15 protein-coding genes are annotated in these 15,979 nt (G+C 48.5%); 12 read left to right on the top strand and 3 right to left on the bottom strand.

Translation table 11 applies throughout. The features are described 5' to 3' along the window. The first annotated feature begins 46 nt into the window (after positions 1 to 46). From ACSVDI_RS09250 to groL, 3 genes are all read left to right on the top strand, one after another. Positions 47 to 988 (top strand): diacylglycerol/lipid kinase family protein, encoded by a 942-nt coding sequence (locus ACSVDI_RS09250; protein WP_457942389.1) that lies wholly within the window; start codon positions 47 to 49, stop codon positions 986 to 988. Between the two features lie 125 nt (positions 989 to 1,113). After that, positions 1,114 to 1,398 (top strand): co-chaperone GroES, encoded by a 285-nt coding sequence (locus ACSVDI_RS09245; RefSeq protein ID WP_457942387.1) that lies wholly within the window; start codon positions 1,114 to 1,116, stop codon positions 1,396 to 1,398. A gap of 90 nt (positions 1,399 to 1,488) precedes the next feature. Further along, positions 1,489 to 3,120 (top strand): chaperonin GroEL, encoded by a 1,632-nt coding sequence (groL, locus tag ACSVDI_RS09240; protein WP_457942385.1) that lies wholly within the window; start codon positions 1,489 to 1,491, stop codon positions 3,118 to 3,120. A gap of 156 nt (positions 3,121 to 3,276) precedes the next feature. On the opposite strand, the gene ACSVDI_RS09235 is transcribed toward groL, so the two are convergent. Continuing rightward, positions 3,277 to 4,449 carry an IS256 family transposase gene (locus tag ACSVDI_RS09235; protein ID WP_457942384.1) on the bottom strand — a complete coding sequence of 391 codons (1,173 nt, stop codon included), beginning with the start codon at positions 4,447 to 4,449 and terminating at the stop codon, positions 3,277 to 3,279. Between the two features lie 221 nt (positions 4,450 to 4,670). Continuing rightward, positions 4,671 to 6,227: an acyl CoA:acetate/3-ketoacid CoA transferase gene (locus tag ACSVDI_RS09230; protein ID WP_457942382.1), complete on the bottom strand. Its 1,557-nt coding sequence runs from the start codon at positions 6,225 to 6,227 to the stop codon at positions 4,671 to 4,673. A gap of 228 nt (positions 6,228 to 6,455) precedes the next feature. Between ACSVDI_RS09230 and ACSVDI_RS09225 the strand changes: the two genes are divergently transcribed. Beyond that, positions 6,456 to 7,478, top strand: coding sequence for a helix-turn-helix transcriptional regulator (locus ACSVDI_RS09225; protein ID WP_457942381.1), 1,023 nt, complete (start codon positions 6,456 to 6,458; stop codon positions 7,476 to 7,478). On the opposite strand, the gene ACSVDI_RS09220 is transcribed toward ACSVDI_RS09225, so the two are convergent. Continuing rightward, the gene (locus ACSVDI_RS09220) at positions 7,453 to 8,040 is read right to left on the bottom strand and encodes a manganese efflux pump MntP (protein WP_457942380.1); all 588 of its coding nucleotides are present in this window, start codon (positions 8,038 to 8,040) and stop codon (positions 7,453 to 7,455) included. The two genes, ACSVDI_RS09225 and ACSVDI_RS09220, sit on opposite strands and share 26 nt — an antisense overlap. Positions 8,041 to 8,549: 509 nt before the next feature. Here ACSVDI_RS09220 and glpK point away from each other — a divergent pair. From glpK to rpmF, 8 genes are all read left to right on the top strand, one after another. Continuing rightward, positions 8,550 to 10,055 (top strand): glycerol kinase GlpK, encoded by a 1,506-nt coding sequence (gene glpK / locus ACSVDI_RS09215; protein WP_457942378.1) that lies wholly within the window; start codon positions 8,550 to 8,552, stop codon positions 10,053 to 10,055. A 141-nt stretch (positions 10,056 to 10,196) separates the two neighbouring features. Further along, positions 10,197 to 10,808 (top strand): imidazole glycerol phosphate synthase subunit HisH, encoded by a 612-nt coding sequence (hisH, locus tag ACSVDI_RS09210; RefSeq protein ID WP_457942376.1) that lies wholly within the window; start codon positions 10,197 to 10,199, stop codon positions 10,806 to 10,808. Between the two features lie 28 nt (positions 10,809 to 10,836). Beyond that, positions 10,837 to 11,595, top strand: coding sequence for an imidazole glycerol phosphate synthase subunit HisF (hisF, locus tag ACSVDI_RS09205; protein WP_457942375.1), 759 nt, complete (start codon positions 10,837 to 10,839; stop codon positions 11,593 to 11,595). 199 nt (positions 11,596 to 11,794) lie between these two features. Then, on the top strand, positions 11,795 to 12,943 hold the full coding sequence (locus ACSVDI_RS09200) for a D-alanyl-D-alanine carboxypeptidase family protein (protein ID WP_457942373.1): 1,149 nt from the start codon (positions 11,795 to 11,797) through the stop codon (positions 12,941 to 12,943). A gap of 102 nt (positions 12,944 to 13,045) precedes the next feature. Continuing rightward, positions 13,046 to 14,386: a glucose-6-phosphate isomerase gene (locus ACSVDI_RS09195; RefSeq protein ID WP_457942372.1), complete on the top strand. Its 1,341-nt coding sequence runs from the start codon at positions 13,046 to 13,048 to the stop codon at positions 14,384 to 14,386. A 58-nt stretch (positions 14,387 to 14,444) separates the two neighbouring features. Continuing rightward, complete coding sequence (locus ACSVDI_RS09190) at positions 14,445 to 14,861, top strand: hypothetical protein (protein WP_457942370.1); 417 nt, start codon at positions 14,445 to 14,447, stop codon at positions 14,859 to 14,861. Positions 14,862 to 15,116: 255 nt separating this feature from the next. Further along, complete coding sequence (locus ACSVDI_RS09185) at positions 15,117 to 15,611, top strand: YceD family protein (protein WP_457942368.1); 495 nt, start codon at positions 15,117 to 15,119, stop codon at positions 15,609 to 15,611. 27 nt (positions 15,612 to 15,638) lie between these two features. Next, positions 15,639 to 15,821: a 50S ribosomal protein L32 gene (gene rpmF / locus ACSVDI_RS09180; protein ID WP_457942366.1), complete on the top strand. Its 183-nt coding sequence runs from the start codon at positions 15,639 to 15,641 to the stop codon at positions 15,819 to 15,821. The last annotated feature ends 158 nt before the right edge of the window (positions 15,822 to 15,979 follow it).

The following is a 15,979-nucleotide window of genomic DNA, read 5'->3' as shown; positions in this document are numbered from 1 at the left end:
GCATCCGAAGATGCGCTGCACAAAAAACAGGAGATTACAAAGTACAATGCGCTATATATTCATCATTAATCCCACCGCGGGGAAACGAAATCCATACCAGACCGTATTTCCGCAGATTGCCAGTTATTGTCGGCAGCAGGGAATTGAATATACTGTCCACATTACTGCCCAGCCCAGACAGGCGACCGAACTGACCAGACAGCACGGAAGCAAGGGGGATGCGGTTCGCGTTTATGCCATCGGCGGGGACGGAACGCTCAGCGAGGTAGCCGCGGGCGCCTTTGGAATGCCAAATGTAGAGGTTGGGGCAATTCCCTGTGGTTCCGGAAACGATTATGTCAAAACGTTTGGCGCAGCGGAGGACTTCCTTTCGCCTGAAAAGCAGATTCACGCGGCATCGCGCTGGGTGGATATGATTGAATCCAACGGACAGCGGTCTTTGAATGAAAGCTCTGTCGGGTTGGACGCGAAAGTTGGAATGGAATCGGAACGACTGAAACGGATTTTGTCTATGGGCAAATTCGTCAATGGCCCTGCGATTTACAAAACAGCACTGGTGAAAACGCTGTTTGGCCCGCTCGAAAATCATCTGCGGATTTGCATTGACGGAACGTATTTTGAGGGAAATTATCTTTTCGCGATTGCCGCAAGCGGAAAGTACTACGGAGGCGGGTTTTGCTGCGCGCCTTCAGCTGTTCCGGACGACGGACTGCTCGATTTTATCCTGATTCAAAAGCCGCCCCTTCTTCGCATCCCGGCTCGGGTTGCCCTGTTCCGGGAAGGAAAGCATTTAACTTCGCCGAAGTTCAACGGACTCCTTACGTTTCGCCGTGGGAAAAGGATGTCTGTGGAGGCGGACCGGCCGGTTGCCGCTAACTTTGATGGGGAATATCGGCTGATTCAGAAAGAAAGTTTTCAGGTGCTGCCGCGCGCAATTCGCTTCCTGCTCCCATGTGATTCCTGTTTTTTCAATAAAAATTGTAAATAATTTATTAAATTGCATTTTTTCATAAAAAATCTATTGATTTTTTATTAGCAAGCCGCTAAAATAGGTTTAGCACTCATGGGAATAGAGTGCTAAGTAACTTAATAAACTTTAAGGAGGACATATTTATGACTGTTAAACCATTATCAGACAGAGTTCTCATCAAAATGGAAGAAGCGGAAGAAACAACAAAAAGCGGTATTATTCTTGCCGGTGCAGCAAAGGAAAAACCGCAGATTGCTGATGTAATTGAAGTTGGCCCCGGCGGAATGGTCGACGGTAAAGAAGTTAAAATGTACGTGAAAAAAGGCGATCGCGTCATTACCAGCAAATATTCCGGCACCGAGATTAAACTGGACGGTCAGGAATATACCATTGTTCGCCAGAGCGATATTCTTGCTGTTGTTGAATAAGTCAATTCAGAAACAAACGCGTGTGAAATGCTGCGGGATGCAACCTTATTGACTTTTATACAATCATCTTATTAAGTGGAGGAATTTTTTATGGCAAAACAGATTATCTATGGCGAAGAAGCCAGAAAAGCTCTCTTAAGCGGTATTAATCAGCTTTCCGATACGGTAAAGATTACACTTGGCCCGAAGGGCCGCAACGTCGTTCTGGACAAAAAGTTCGGCGCTCCGCTGATTACTAACGACGGTGTTACCATTGCAAAGGAAATTGAGCTGGAAGATCCCTTCCAGAATATGGGCGCTCAGCTGGTAAAGGAAGTTTCCACAAAAACCAACGACGTGGCCGGCGACGGTACCACAACGGCTACTCTGCTTGCTCAGGCCCTGATTCGTGAAGGCATGAAGAACGTTACCTCCGGTGCGAATCCGATGATTCTGCAGAAGGGTGTTCAGAAGGCTGTTGACGCGGCGGTGAAGTCCTTGGCGGATCATTCTAAGAAGGTTGACGGAACCGATGATATTGCCCGTGTTGCTACCATTTCCGCATCCAACGACTTTATTGGCAAACTGATTGCCGAAGCGATGGAGAAGGTTTCTTCCGACGGTGTTATCACAGTTGAGGAATCCAAGACAGCGGAAACATATTCCGAAGTAGTAGAAGGCATGATGTTCGACCGCGGCTATGTTTCTCCTTACATGGTAACCGATACCGAAAAAATGGAAGCCGTCATTGACGACGCTTATATCCTGATCACCGATAAGAAAATTTCAAACATTCAGGAAATTCTTCCGTTGCTCGAAAGCATTCTGAAGTCGGGCAAGAAGCTGGTTATCGTTGCTGAGGATATTGAGGGCGAAGCGCTTACCACGCTGGTTCTGAACAAACTGCGCGGCACCTTTACCTGCGTTGGCGTAAAGGCTCCGGGCTTTGGCGACAGAAGAAAAGAAATGCTTCAGGATATCGCAGTTCTGACCGGCGGCCAGGTTATTTCTGAAGAACTCGGGCTTGAACTGAAGGATACCACTCTGGAACAACTCGGACGTGCTCGTCAGGTGAAAGTGGACAAAGAGAACACCATCATTGTTGACGGCATGGGCGACAAGAAGGCAATCGAAGCCAGAGTAAACCAGATTCGTTCTCAGATTGCTACCACTACTTCCGACTTTGACCGTGAAAAGCTCCAGGAGCGCCTTGCAAAGCTGTCCGGCGGCGTAGCGGTTATTAAAGTTGGCGCTGCTACCGAAGTAGAAATGAAAGAAAAGAAGCTCCGCATTGAGGACGCTCTTGCCGCAACAAAGGCAGCTGTGGAGGAAGGCATCGTGGCCGGCGGCGGCGTTGCTCTGCTCAATACCATGGCAGATGTCCAGAAGGTTGTGGATTCCTGCGAAGGCGACGAAAAGACCGGCGCTCGGATTGTACTGAGAGTTCTGGAAGAGCCGATTCGCCAGATTGCTGCAAATGCAGGCCTGGAAGGCTCCGTTATCGTTGATAACATTAAGAAGGCCAATAAGATTGGCTATGGCTTCAACGCACTGACCGAGGAATACGGCGACATGCTGTCCTTCGGTATTGTGGACCCGACGAAGGTAACCCGTTCCGCACTGCAGAACGCTGCTTCCGTTGCAACCATGGTTCTTACCACCGAATCCCTTGTCACCGATATTAAAGAGCCAACCCCGGCTCCTGCTGCTCCGGCTGACCCGGGCATGGGCGGAATGTATTAATTCCGCAAATAAAAAATGGACGCGAGCATCGCGTCCGTCCAATCAGAAAAGGCTGCCTTGCGGCAGCCTTTTTATTTTGCACATTTTATGTTTCTAGGGAAGATCGCGTCGGCTATGTCAAGAGAAGTTCGCAATTTAGGGGCTCCACGAAATAAATTAAGCTGCGTTTAGCAGAAGTGTCTGAATCGATTTAGGATTCAAATATGCTCTGGAAACGGACCAATCTTCAGCGTATTCCATGAGATATGTTGTTACCAGCCGCAAGTAGGAATCGTTGTTTGGAAATATCCCAACGACGTTGGTTCTGCGCCGGATTTCCTTGTTCAGCCGTTCCAGCATATTGGTCGATGAAATTTTACGGGCATCAAGCTCGGGGAATGCATAGAAAGCCAGTGAGTCCTCCAGCCCATCTTCCAGAAGCTCGATTGCCTTGGGAAACCGCTTCCCATATTGCTCCGACAACTGCTTTGCGCGCTGTTGGGCTAATTGGAGAGAAGGTGCCAGCCAGATTTCTTTTAGTTGGGCTGCAAAGGATTCTTTTTCTTTCTGCGGTATATGAGCCAGAATATTTCGCATGAAATGCACTTTGCAGCGCTGCCAGGATGCGCCGGGAAAACTTTCTCGGATGGCGGCAATCAGCCCTTTGTTCGCATCGGAAACCACCAGCAGCGGCGTTTTCAAACCGCGATCCAAAAGACTTTGAAACAACTTGGATTCATCCAGCATCGGTTCTACGGCGAGAATGTCCCTGTGTCCTTGCTCGTTTACGCCGCAGACAACCATCACCGCCATGCTGACGACACGGCCATCCATACGGACTTTTTCGTACAGGGCATCCGTCCAAATGACAGGATAACGGGTATCCGTCAGAGAATGGTTGCGAAATTCCTGTACCTGTTCATTGAGTCCTTTTGTCATCTCACTGACCTGACTGCGGGAGAGGTTCTCTATCCCCAGACTGTGAGCCAGCTTTTCCATCTTCCGTGTAGACACGCCCTGCACGAACGCCTCCTGAATAACCTGTATCAGCGCCGCCTCGCTGCGTTTGCGTTCCGTGACAAAGAAAGGGATGTATCCCTGACTGCGCAGCTTTGGCACCATGAGATACATCGTCCCTACGCGAGTATCCAGCCGCCGGGGGCGATATCCGCAGCGGTAGTCGCTTCGAGACGGATTATGCGCATTCTTTTCCGCTCCCACAAGGCCGGAAACCTCCGCCTCCATCAGTTGAGCGCAGAGCCATTCCAGCATACTGAGCATCGGGTCGGGCTCCGCCATACATTTCAGTAGCAATTCCGTAAGATCTGTGTTATTCTTTCCTTGAGTCATTGGGGCCAACTCCTTCTTTGAATGTCTCGATACCATTCATTTTATCGGAGTCCCAATGGCTTTTCTATACCTTCGCGAAATTGCGAACTTTATTGTACTCTATCATCGCGTCCGTCCATCCAGTCAAAAAATTTTTAGGCGGAAAAACGCTTTCCATCACGTTCTTTTACAAAGGGCACCGGTTTCCAGTGCCCTTTGTAAAAATATATGCCCAGGACTTCTTATTTCAGTCCCATTTTTTCTTCCCGGAAAATCCGGACGTCCATTTCCTTCAGATCCGGGGAAAGAATCGGTTTCATCGGCATATGTGCAAAAATATCCTTTTCTAAATCGATGCCGGGTGCTATTTCGCAGAGCACCAGTCCGTCCTTTGTAAGGCGGAAAACCGCGCGTTCCGTGATATAAAGAATTGGTTGGTTTGTTTTAATCGCCTGTTTTGCGCTGAATGTAATATGTTCCAGCTTCTCAATGAATTTATTTACGGAGCCCTCATTTACAATATGAAGCTTTCCGTCGCGTACTTCTGTTTTGAGTCCCTTTGCCGTGAAAGTGCCGCAGAATATGACCTGCTTTGCGTTTTGTGAAATATCGATGAAACCTCCGCAGCCGGGCAGTTTCGGCCCGAATTTGGAAACGTTCACGTTGCCGTCGGGGTCGGCTTCCGCAAAGCCGAGAAAAGCCTGATCCAGCCCGCCACCCTGATAAAAGTCAAACATAGAGGGCTGCGGCATAATGCAGCGGGGATTCAGGCTGACACCGAAATCCAGTCCGCTCTGCGGATTCCCGCCCGTGATGCCGGATTCTACGGTCAGGGTAAAGAGGTCGGTAATGCCTTCTTCCATTGCGACGGAGGAAATATACTCCGGAATTCCGATGCCAAGGTTGACAATGCTGTTTGGTTTCAGTTCCATCGCGGCGCGTCGGGCAATAATTTTTTTATTGCCGAGTGGGGCTGGGATAAACTCAGCCAGGCCCATTTGATGTTCCCCTGAAAATCCGGGGTTGTATTGTGTGGCAAAGGTCTGCATGTGGTATTTTATATCGGATACCACCACGACGGCGTCCACAAGGATTCCCGGGATTTCCACCTTCTGCGGGTCAAGCGAGCCGGCTTTCACCACACGTTCCACCTGCACAACAACGGTTCCGCCGGAGTTTTTGCAAGCCTGAGCAACGGCTAAAGCTTCCGCCTTTACGCCGCTGCGCTCCATCGAGATATTGCCATCCTCGTCAGCATATGTACCGGAAAGAATACAGAAATCGACCGGGTGCGTTTTGTAGAAGAGGTATTCTTTTCCGTCCACTTCTACCAGTTTTACAAGGTCTTCGGCCTGCCGTGTCCGCTCGTTCAGCTTTCCGCCAAGCAGTCTGGGGTCCACAAAAGTGCCCAGCCCCACGTGGGTTAGAGTGCCGGGCTTATGCGCCGCGCAGTCGCGGAACATGTGGGCGGTAACGCCCTGGGGAAAATCATAAGCAAGAATTTTATTGTCGGCAGCCATTTTGCCAAGCTTCGGCGCAAGGCCCCAGTGTGCACCAATTGCCCGGCTTACCAGTCCTTCGTGGGCAAAATGGTTCAGTCCCTTTTCTTTTGCGTCCCCCTGCGCCGCACAGAACAGCAGCGTCAGGTCTTTCGGGCTACCGGTTTCCATAAAGCGTTCTTCGATTGCCAGGGCAAGTTCTTCCGGAAACGATGCACCAATAAAGCCGCTTGTCGCCAAATTTACGTGGTCCGGGACCAAATCGGCGGCTTCACGCGCAGTAATAATTTTTACAGCCATGAATCGACACTCCCCAGTAGAATAGATTGTTAATATTATATCATTCTCAGGAAATGAATTCAAGTAAGAGAATCTTTTGAAGCTGTGTGCCAGCAAAAGAATATTTTTGTTTAAAAAATCTTTCAAATATGCTAAACTATTATAAACTTTTACGAATAACCGGAAAAGTTTCGCTTTTTCCGCCGCGGTCAGGTCGAAAATGGAAGCGCTGCGAAAGGATTGTTGAGCATGGAATACACCGGAAATACAAAAATGAAGCTGCTTGTTCTAATGAAATTGCTGACGGAATATTCCGACGAGGAACATCCGATGAATTCCTCGGAGCTCTGTTCACTTTTAGAGCAGGCCGGGATTCACAGTGAGCGCAAATCCCTGTATCGCGATATCGCTATTTTATCAGAAGCCGGAATTGATATTGTCCGCACCAAATCGCCGCGTCCGGGATTTTTTATTGCAAAAAGGGAATTTGAACTGCCGGAAGTACGTCTTTTAATGGACGCGGTGCTTACTGCACCCTTTATCACCAATAAAAAAACGACCGAACTTACGGAAAAGCTCAAGTCGTTGTTAAGCCGCCATCAGGCAGAAAGTATATCCAATCAGATTTTTATTGAAAAACGCGTAAAATTTGACAACGAAGAAATTTATTATACCATTGATGCAATCAACCGTGCGATTGCAAACAATAAGCAGATTACCTTTCAGTACCGGCATCGCGTCATTAAAGACCATAAATTGGGGTTTGATTCAGGAAGAGAGTTTACCATTAGCCCCTATGCGCTGATTTGGGCGAACGATAAGTATTACCTTGCCGGCAACTATGCCAAATATGACGACGTAAGCAATTACCGAGTGGACCGAATGCGGCACGTGGTCGTTACCGAACAGGAAGCGCGTCCTTTTTCAGAAGTCAGCCCCTACCGTGAATATTTTGATTCCGCCGACTATCTGAAAAAAAGCTTTAATATGTATCATGGTGAGCAGGAAATGGTGGAGCTCCGCTGTACGAACGATATTCTGGAAACGGTGGCAGACAAATTCGGGGACGAAGTGGAGTTTTGCTGTCACGATGAAAAGGGTTTTACTGTGCGTGCCCGTGTTTACGTCAGCAAAGGCCTGGTAGAATGGCTTTTGCAGTACGGGGATCGGATTGTGGTTCAGCAGCCAAAACATCTTCGTGAAGAAATGATTCACCAAATCGAAGCACTGCGTGGGGCATATGGAATCAGTCAAAAAACATGTGCTCTATAAAAATTTTCAATCCGATTCCAATCAGCACAATCCCTCCGAAAATTTCCGCCTTGGAGGAGCAGAAAATTCCGAATGTTTTTCCAATGTAAACGCCAATAAAACAAATGACGAATGTAATCAGCCCGATCACCAAAATGGAGGCTAACAGCAGCGGTATGGTGGAAGCGCCCACAGCAGTTGGCAGAATTACACCGGTAACCAGCGCGTCAATGCTGGTTGCGACCGCCAACGCGATCAGCCGTTTGAAATGAATGTCGTTCTGCTTTCCGTGAAATTCTCCGCAGCCGGCTTTTTTGCGGGATTCCACAATCATTTGGATTCCGAGGAATCCCAGCAAAATCAGAGCAATCCAGTGGTCTACAGTGCAGATAATCTGTTCGCCGGCTTTTCCGACCGCCCAGCCAATCATTGGCATTAAAGCCTGAAAAAAGCCGAAGCAGACGGCAATTTTTAAAGCAAACAGCGGGGTTACTTTCTTTGTTATCGCTCCGTTTGTAATGCTTACGGCAAATGCGTCCATGGCAAGGCCGACTGCAATTCCGCAAAGAGAAACACTGTCCATTGAAAATCCTCCGATATCATCCGGTCAATTACCATTCATCGTTTGCCGGCTGCCTGAATTTCATTCTGCAACCCGCTGAAAATTAAGAAAACTGTTTTATATTCAAGCCAGCCGGATTGATAAAAATCCGGTTTCCTGGTTGAAAAGAAAATTCATCTGAAACATTCGTGCACATGCCGAAAATATTGAACCGTAATTGACGATAGTAAACTTATTTATAATATAATTTTTCAAAAATAATGTCAATTTATTTCTCAAAATTTCCGATATATAAATAAAGCTGATAAAGCTATTTCATTCAACGTCCGCGTTTTGTTTGAAACATTAAAGCCAGGCATTGTTTGCAACATGCCGTAAACTGCGCAGCCAGACGAAGGGCGCCGTATGGAACCGACCATAAATCCGAAAAAATTGGTATTTCTGGGTTTTATTCGATTATTTTCTTTTTACAGATTCTTACGGGCAAGAATGTAGTTGCGTTTCGATTAAGTGGTGAGGAGGCCGATATCATGCAAATAGGCAAATATGTTATGGCTTTGGATGAAGGAACAACCAGTTCCCGCGCGGTGATTTTCAACGCTTACGGAGCCATCGCAGGCATGGGGCAGAAGGAGTTTACCCAGTATTACCCGCAGCCCGGGTATGTGGAGCAGGACCCGGTGGAAATTCTGGAGGCACAGCTTTACGCGATGCGCGAGGCCGTCGCCCAAGCCGGAATCAAGGCGGAGGACATTGCCTGCATCGGAATCACCAACCAGCGTGAAACCACCGTTGCATGGGACTTCCTGACCGGCGTTCCCATTTGTAACGCCATTGTTTGGCAGTGCAGGCGAACCGCGCCGGAATGCGAGCGCCTGAAAGAAAAAGGATGGGGGGATTACATTTACCGAACCACCGGCCTGATTATTGACGCGTATTTTTCGGGCACCAAAATGAAATGGATTTTGGATAATGTTCCCGCCGCAAAGGAGCTGGCGGCAAAAGGCAGACTGCGGTTTGGAACGATTGATACCTGGTTGGTTTATTCCCTGACGGACGGGCAGGCGTATGTTACCGATGTTTCCAATGCTTCCCGCACTATGCTGTTTGATATTCACCGCTTGTGCTGGGACCAAAAGCTGATTGAGGAATTCGGCATTCCGCGCGGAGCACTGCCGCAGGTAGTGGAATCCAGCGGAATCGTCGGCATGTGCCAGAGCCCGGTTCTGGGACTGGAAATTCCGATTGCCGGTATTGCTGGCGACCAGCACGCGGCGCTTTTTGGGCAATGCTGTTTTGAACCCGGCATGGCGAAAAATACATACGGAACCGGATGCTTTATGCTCATGAACACGGGCGACCGACCCGTACAATCGGCAAACGGCTTGTTAACTACCATTGGCTGGCGCGTCAACGGAAAAGTGACTTACGCGCTGGAGGGAAGCGCCTTTCACGCTGGTTCGGCCATCAACTGGCTGAGGGATGGCCTAAAAATCATACACGAGCCCCGTGATGCGGATGTTTTGGCGGAAAGCGTGCCGGACAGCAGCGGGGTGGTGTTTGTTCCCGCCTTTACCGGTTTGGGCGCGCCTTACTGGGATATGTATGCAAGGGGGGAGCTGATTGGCCTGACGCGGGGCACTACGGATGCGCACATTGCCCGTGCAGTATTGGAAAGTATTGCATACGAAACATATGACCTGTTTGAATGCATGCAAAAAGATGCCGACGTTGCCATCCGTGAACTGCGTGTGGACGGCGGCGTCAGCAGGAGTCGCTTTTTAATGCAGTTCCAGTCGGATTTGACCCGCTGTTCGGTTTACCGCCCCGCCTGCGTGGAAACAACGGCTATGGGCGCCGCCATGCTGGCCGGCCTTGCGGTGGGCATGTGGGAATCGATGGATGAGCTTTGCGAACTTTGGAAAGCGCAAACAGAATTTTCTCCTGACATGGAATCGTCCCGTGCGGAAAAGCTGCTGAAACGCTGGCATAAAGCGGTTCAGCGCTGCCGCGGTTGGGAGGATGACAGCGATTAACCCAGGGAACCGGAAAAATGCTTATGGGTGAAATGAAAGCCCATGAGCATTTTTTATTCGCTGTTATTTGACTTTAGTGTGATAAAGTGATAAAATAAAAGCGGATTTTGAAACGACAATATGGGAAAAGGATAATAAGTTATGATTTCTGTAATCGATTACGGAGCTGGAAATCTGCAAAGTGTTGTAAAAGCGTTCCAATATATCGGGGCGGATATCTGCGTTACCTCCGACCCGGAAGAACTGAAGCAGGCGGACGCCGCAGTGCTGCCGGGAGTCGGAGCATTCGGCGATTCCATGAAATGCATGAAGCAGTCCCATCTGGTCAATCCCGTGCTGGATTTTATTGAATCCGGCAAACCGTTTTTCGGCATCTGCCTTGGTTTGCAGCTTTTGTTTGAGGGCAGCGAGGAATCGCCCGGGGTTAGTGGGCTTGGGGTATTCCGTGGAACCATCCGGAAGATTCCGGCGGAAACCGGACTGAAAATTCCCCATATCGGGTGGAATTCCCTGGAGTTGAGGGAGCAGGACGGGATTTTTCAGGGGCTGGAGCCAAATCCTTATGTCTATTTTGTACATTCCTATTATCTTGCGACAGAGCAGCCGGAAATTGTTTCCGCCGTCACGCAGTATGGCGTTCGGATTGATGCGGCGGTACATCACGGCAGCGTTACAGCCACACAGTTTCACCCGGAAAAAAGCGGAAAAACCGGTCTGCAGATGCTTCGTAACTTTATCCGTTTAGTTGGATAACCCCGAAACAGAGAGGATGCTCATAAAAATGTATGCAAAAAGAATTATTCCATGCCTTGACGTGAACAACGGCCGCGTCGTGAAAGGAACCTCCTTTGTGAATCTTCGGGATGCCGGTGACCCGGTGGAAGCTGCAGCCGAATATGACCGCCAGGGTGCGGACGAACTGGTACTTCTTGATATTACCGCTTCCGCGCAGGCACGCGGGATTATCCTCGATATTGTACGCCGGGTTGCCAACCAGATTTTCATTCCGTTTACCGTCGGCGGAGGAATCCGGACGGTAGACGACTTTACGGCGCTGCTCCGGGCGGGGGCGGATAAGGTCTCCGTCAATTCCGCAGCTTTGAAAAAACCTTCCGTGATCCGAGAGGCGGCGGAAAAGTTCGGCAGCCAGTGCGTGGTCTGCGCAATCGATGCAAAGCGCAGGGAAGGCGGGGGCTGGACGGTTTATTTGAACGGCGGCCGTGTGGATACCGGAAAAGACGCGGTGGCTTGGGCGAAAGAAGCCGCAGGTCTTGGAGCTGGGGAAATCCTGCTTACCAGTATGGATTGTGACGGCGTGAAGAACGGGTATGACCTGGAACTGACTGCTGCGGTATCGGAAAGCGTGGATATTCCGGTAATCGCTTCCGGCGGAGCCGGAAAACTGGAACATTTCTATGATGCCTTTACCGTCGGAAAGGCTGATGCAGTTCTGGCCGCGTCCCTGTTCCATTTCGGCGAAATCACGATTCCGCAGCTGAAAGATTACCTGTCTGGCCGGGGAATTCCGGTTCGCCGCTAAATCATTCATCATAAATCTGGGGCTGACGCAACCCAAAAGAAGATGCCGCAAAGCAGTTTTAGGCTGATTGCACCGCATCTTCTTTTTTCTTTCCTTTTTTCGGCGGACTTTTGTATTTCTCGTGTCGAGGATGTATAAAATTTATGGATAGAACCTGCGAATGCGGCATAAGAATTAATAAACAATAGGAGGTGCTGGAATGATGTTGAAAAAATTGTCGGCATGTTTTTTATCTTTCTTGATTCTAATTTCTGCCTTGCCGGTGCGGGCGGCTGCGTTGGCCGACACGGAGGTGAAAGCACCCTCCGCTCTGCTGATGGAGGCTCAGACGGGGAAAATTCTCTATGAAAAAAACGCTCATGAAAAGCGCGCCTGCGCGTCGATTACAAAGGTAATGACGCTGCTCCTAGTAATGGAGGCGCTGGATTCCGGCAAAATCAAACTAACCGATATCGTGAGCACGAGCGAACATGCTGCGTCCATGGGCGGGTCCGATATCTGGCTGAAACCGGGGGAGACCATGAGTGTTGACGATATGCTAAAAGCGACGGTCATTGCCAGCGCGAACGATGCAGCGGTGGCACTGGCCGAATTTGTCGCGGGCAGTGAAGATGAATTCCTGCAGCAGATGAACGAAAAGGCCAAGGAACTCGGCATGAAAGAAACCACCTTCAAAAACTGCAATGGGCTGGATGAAGACGGCCATGTAACCTCCGCCTACGATGTGGCGGTTATGTCCCGCGAATTGACGAAACATAAAAAAATCTTTGATTATACCAAGACGTGGATGGATTATCTGCGCGACGGGAAAACGCAGCTGGTGAACACCAACAAACTGCTGAAATCCTATTCCGGCATTACCGGCCTGAAAACCGGAACAACCGGAAAAGCGGGCAGCTGCATTACCGCGACCGCAGAACGCGACGGCGTTCAGCTGATTGCCGTGGTTCTCGGTTCCTCCAATACAAAAGACCGCTTTGCAGCCGCTGCCACTTTGCTGGATTACGGCTTTTCCAACTGGGCGGTTACGACCCCTGCTATTCCAAACGATGCGCTGCACCCAGTTCCGGTTACCAACGGGATGAGCAGCGAAGTGGAAACCGTTTGTGCCGCAGACGGCAGCATCCTTGTTCCAAAAGGCAAACAAAAGGATATTAAGTCAAAAGTGACCTATCAGGAATCGGTTGCCGCCCCGGTGAAAAAAGGGCAGGTCGTAGGGAAAATTACCTATACCCTTGGGAATGATGTGGTAAAGGAATATACGATTAATGCAAAAAACGACGTGGAACAAATTAGCTTTTCTCTGGTATTCCGTTTATTGGCAAAACATCTGCTGAAAATGTATTAATTTTATAGGAAAAATTAATAAAATACCCCACTCCTCCTTGCAAAACCTTTCAACATATTGTAAAATAAAGTCAATCAATAGCCATATTTAGGAGGAGACTTTATGTCGGTTCAACTTGATGCAAAACATCTTTCCGAATTTATCGGCAACAATGAATATACTGCAATTGCGCCCCAGGTGAAGTTGGCGCATGAAATGCTTCACTCCGGTACCGGAATGGGAAATGATTTTATTGGCTGGGTCAATCTCCCGACCGATTACGACAAACAGGAGTTTGCACGAATCAAGGCAGCTGCCCAGAAAATCAAATCGGATACCGATGTGTTTATCGTAATTGGCATCGGCGGTTCTTATCTTGGTGCCCGTGCTGCAATTGAGTTCCTGAAATCACCGAATTACAACGCTCTGAAAAAGGATACTCCCGATATTTATTTTGCCGGCAACAGCATCAGTTCCACCGCATTAAGCGAACTTCTGGAAATCTGCGAAGGCAAAGACGTTTCTATTAACATGATTTCAAAATCCGGCACGACAACGGAACCTGCCATTGCATTCCGTGTGTTCCGCAATTATTTGGAAAAGAAATACGGAAAAGAGGAAGCGCGCAAACGCATTTACTGCACCACAGACCGTGCGCGCGGCACTCTGAAGCAGTTGGCGGACAAGGAAGGCTATGAAACGTTTGTAGTTCCGGATGACGTGGGCGGACGCTACTCCGTCCTAACGGCTGTTGGTTTACTGCCAATTGCGGTCAGCGGCGCGGATATCGACGCTTTGATGGCCGGCGCAGCAAAAGCGCAGAAAGAACTGAATAACCCGGATCTGGCGACGAACGATTGCTATAAATACGCGGCAATTCGCAATATTCTTTACCGCAAGGGCAAAGAAATTGAGATTCTTGTCAGCTATGAACCCGCCTATACCATGATGTGCGAATGGTGGAAGCAGCTTTACGGCGAAAGCGAAGGCAAAAACAAAAAGGGCCTGTTCCCAGCTTCCGTCATTTTTTCCACCGACCTGCACTCTATGGGCCAGTACATTCAGGACGGCAGACGCTCCCTGTTTGAAACGGTGGTACTGTTTGACAAGGCAAAGAAAGACCTCTTTATTGGCAACGACCCGGAAAATGTAGATGGGTTGAACTTCCTGGAAGGCAAAAGCATGGCGTACATTAACCGCAAGGCGTTTGAAGGCACCGTTCTTGCCCACACGGACGGCGGAGTCCCCAACGTTGTACTGCATGCTTCCGACTTTTCCGAGGATACCCTTGGTTACATGATTTATTTCTTTGAAAAAGCCTGCGCAATTTCGGGCTATTTAATGGGTGTGAACCCGTTTGACCAGCCCGGCGTGGAAAGCTATAAGAAGAATATGTTCGCCTTACTGGGCAAACCGGGTTACGAATCCGAAAAAGAGGCGTTGGAAGCCAGATTGAAAAATTAAAAATTACAGCAAGAATCCGTTTCGACGGAAATAATTAATGAAAGCAGGAGGAGTTTTTATGATTACTCTCATCGTTGGCAAAAAAGGTTCGGGCAAAACAAAAAAACTGATTGAGCGCGCAAACGAGGCAATTGAAAAATCCAATGGTAATGTAGTTGTAGTTGAAAAGGGTCTGAAGCTTACCTATGATATTTCCCATCAGGCACGTTTGATTGACACAGATGCGTACGGTATTCAGGGTGCGGATGCGCTCTGCGGGTTTATCAGCGGTATTTGCGCGGGCAACTATGATGTGACAGATCTGTTTGTAGACTCTACGCTCAAAATCATTGGTCAGGATACGAATGTACTCGTTTCTTTTGTGCAAAAGATGAATTCACTTTCTGCTTTAGCCGACACGAAAATTACCCTTCTTGTTTCCATTGAGCCGTCTGAACTTCCGAAAGAGATTAACGAATTCGCAGTTCAGGTCTAACCGGATTCCGGTTCCCTTTATAAGGAGTCAATAAAGCTTGCTGCCGGGGGGCGCAGAGTAACCGTTGCCAATACAGTTCCAAGGCCGCTCATTCAAGGGATTTCGCGGCTTTCGGCGGCTGTTAGGTGACTGAATGAACGGTTCTTTCCTCTTCCGGCAGCACTTTTGTGAGAAAATGTTTGAATATAGGAAATTTTTATTGACAAAATACGAAGGAACCGATATAATAAATGAATGTAGCGCTGAGGTGTTATTATGCTTCTGGATTTAAAAAAGGTGTTTTCCGGCGAACAGGAAAGTTTATCCTTTGATTATGAATTGGACTTGTCTTCGACGGATATCAACAGAACTTACCCGTTCGTTTCACCTGTATCAATTCAGGGTACTGTAAAAAGCCATGACGGTTTTGCCACGCTGGACGCTGATGTTTCCTTCGTGTTTTCCATTCCGTGTGACCGTTGTGCTCGGCAGATTGAAAAGCACTATCAGTACAAATTTTCTCATGTTCTCGTTTTGTCGTTGGAAAAAGACGATGAAGAGCATTATGTGGAAGTTCAGGACTATAAGCTGGATTTGGACGAGTTGATCCGGGCGGATATTTTGCTGGAACTGCCGACCAAGTTTCTTTGCAGCGAAGACTGCAAAGGCCTGTGCCCGGTTTGCGGCAAAGACCTGAACGAAGGGCCATGCAACTGCAATACGCATCAGGTTGATCCTCGCCTGGAGGTTCTTAAAACACTGATAGATTAGTCCGAGTTTATTAAGGAGGTGCTGATAATGGCTGTACCAAAGAGAAAAGTATCAAGTGCCAGACAAAATAAAAGACGTTCAAATGTTTGGAAGATTAGTGCTCCTGCTCTGATGAAGTGCCCGAAATGCGGCGAGTATAAGGCTCCCCACAGAGTTTGCGACAGCTGCGGTTATTACAACGGCAGGGAAGTAATTAAGAAGGAAGCCTAATTCTTGATTTTCCGGAAATGGAGAGAAGGAGAAATCCTTCTCTTATTTTTTTGATTTTAGAATCCGTTTTAATCGGTGTGAAGCGTAAAAAGTGATGCGATTTTTCACCGGAAGAAAACGAGAACTCTTTAGATTATTCAGTATTGTTAGGAGTCGCC

The sequence above is a fragment of the Caproiciproducens sp. LBM24188 genome (assembly GCF_054130445.1).
Note: the sequence above shows the minus strand (reverse complement) of the source record. Positions and strands in the feature narration are given on the sequence as shown.

Coding starts and splice junctions, on each gene's coding strand:
- glpK (WP_457942378.1), top strand. CDS start 8,550: ATGCAAATAGGCAAATATGTTATGGCTTTGGATGAAGGAACAACCAGT.
- hisH (WP_457942376.1), top strand. CDS start 10,197: ATGATTTCTGTAATCGATTACGGAGCTGGAAATCTGCAAAGTGTTGTA.
- ACSVDI_RS09220 (WP_457942380.1), bottom strand. CDS start 8,040: ATGGACAGTGTTTCTCTTTGCGGAATTGCAGTCGGCCTTGCCATGGAC.
- ACSVDI_RS09230 (WP_457942382.1), bottom strand. CDS start 6,227: ATGGCTGTAAAAATTATTACTGCGCGTGAAGCCGCCGATTTGGTCCCG.
- ACSVDI_RS09250 (WP_457942389.1), top strand. CDS start 47: ATGCGCTATATATTCATCATTAATCCCACCGCGGGGAAACGAAATCCA.
- hisF (WP_457942375.1), top strand. CDS start 10,837: ATGTATGCAAAAAGAATTATTCCATGCCTTGACGTGAACAACGGCCGC.
- ACSVDI_RS09200 (WP_457942373.1), top strand. CDS start 11,795: ATGATGTTGAAAAAATTGTCGGCATGTTTTTTATCTTTCTTGATTCTA.
- groL (WP_457942385.1), top strand. CDS start 1,489: ATGGCAAAACAGATTATCTATGGCGAAGAAGCCAGAAAAGCTCTCTTA.
- ACSVDI_RS09195 (WP_457942372.1), top strand. CDS start 13,046: ATGTCGGTTCAACTTGATGCAAAACATCTTTCCGAATTTATCGGCAAC.
- ACSVDI_RS09245 (WP_457942387.1), top strand. CDS start 1,114: ATGACTGTTAAACCATTATCAGACAGAGTTCTCATCAAAATGGAAGAA.
- ACSVDI_RS09225 (WP_457942381.1), top strand. CDS start 6,456: ATGGAATACACCGGAAATACAAAAATGAAGCTGCTTGTTCTAATGAAA.
- ACSVDI_RS09190 (WP_457942370.1), top strand. CDS start 14,445: ATGATTACTCTCATCGTTGGCAAAAAAGGTTCGGGCAAAACAAAAAAA.
- ACSVDI_RS09185 (WP_457942368.1), top strand. CDS start 15,117: ATGCTTCTGGATTTAAAAAAGGTGTTTTCCGGCGAACAGGAAAGTTTA.
- rpmF (WP_457942366.1), top strand. CDS start 15,639: ATGGCTGTACCAAAGAGAAAAGTATCAAGTGCCAGACAAAATAAAAGA.
- ACSVDI_RS09235 (WP_457942384.1), bottom strand. CDS start 4,449: ATGACTCAAGGAAAGAATAACACAGATCTTACGGAATTGCTACTGAAA.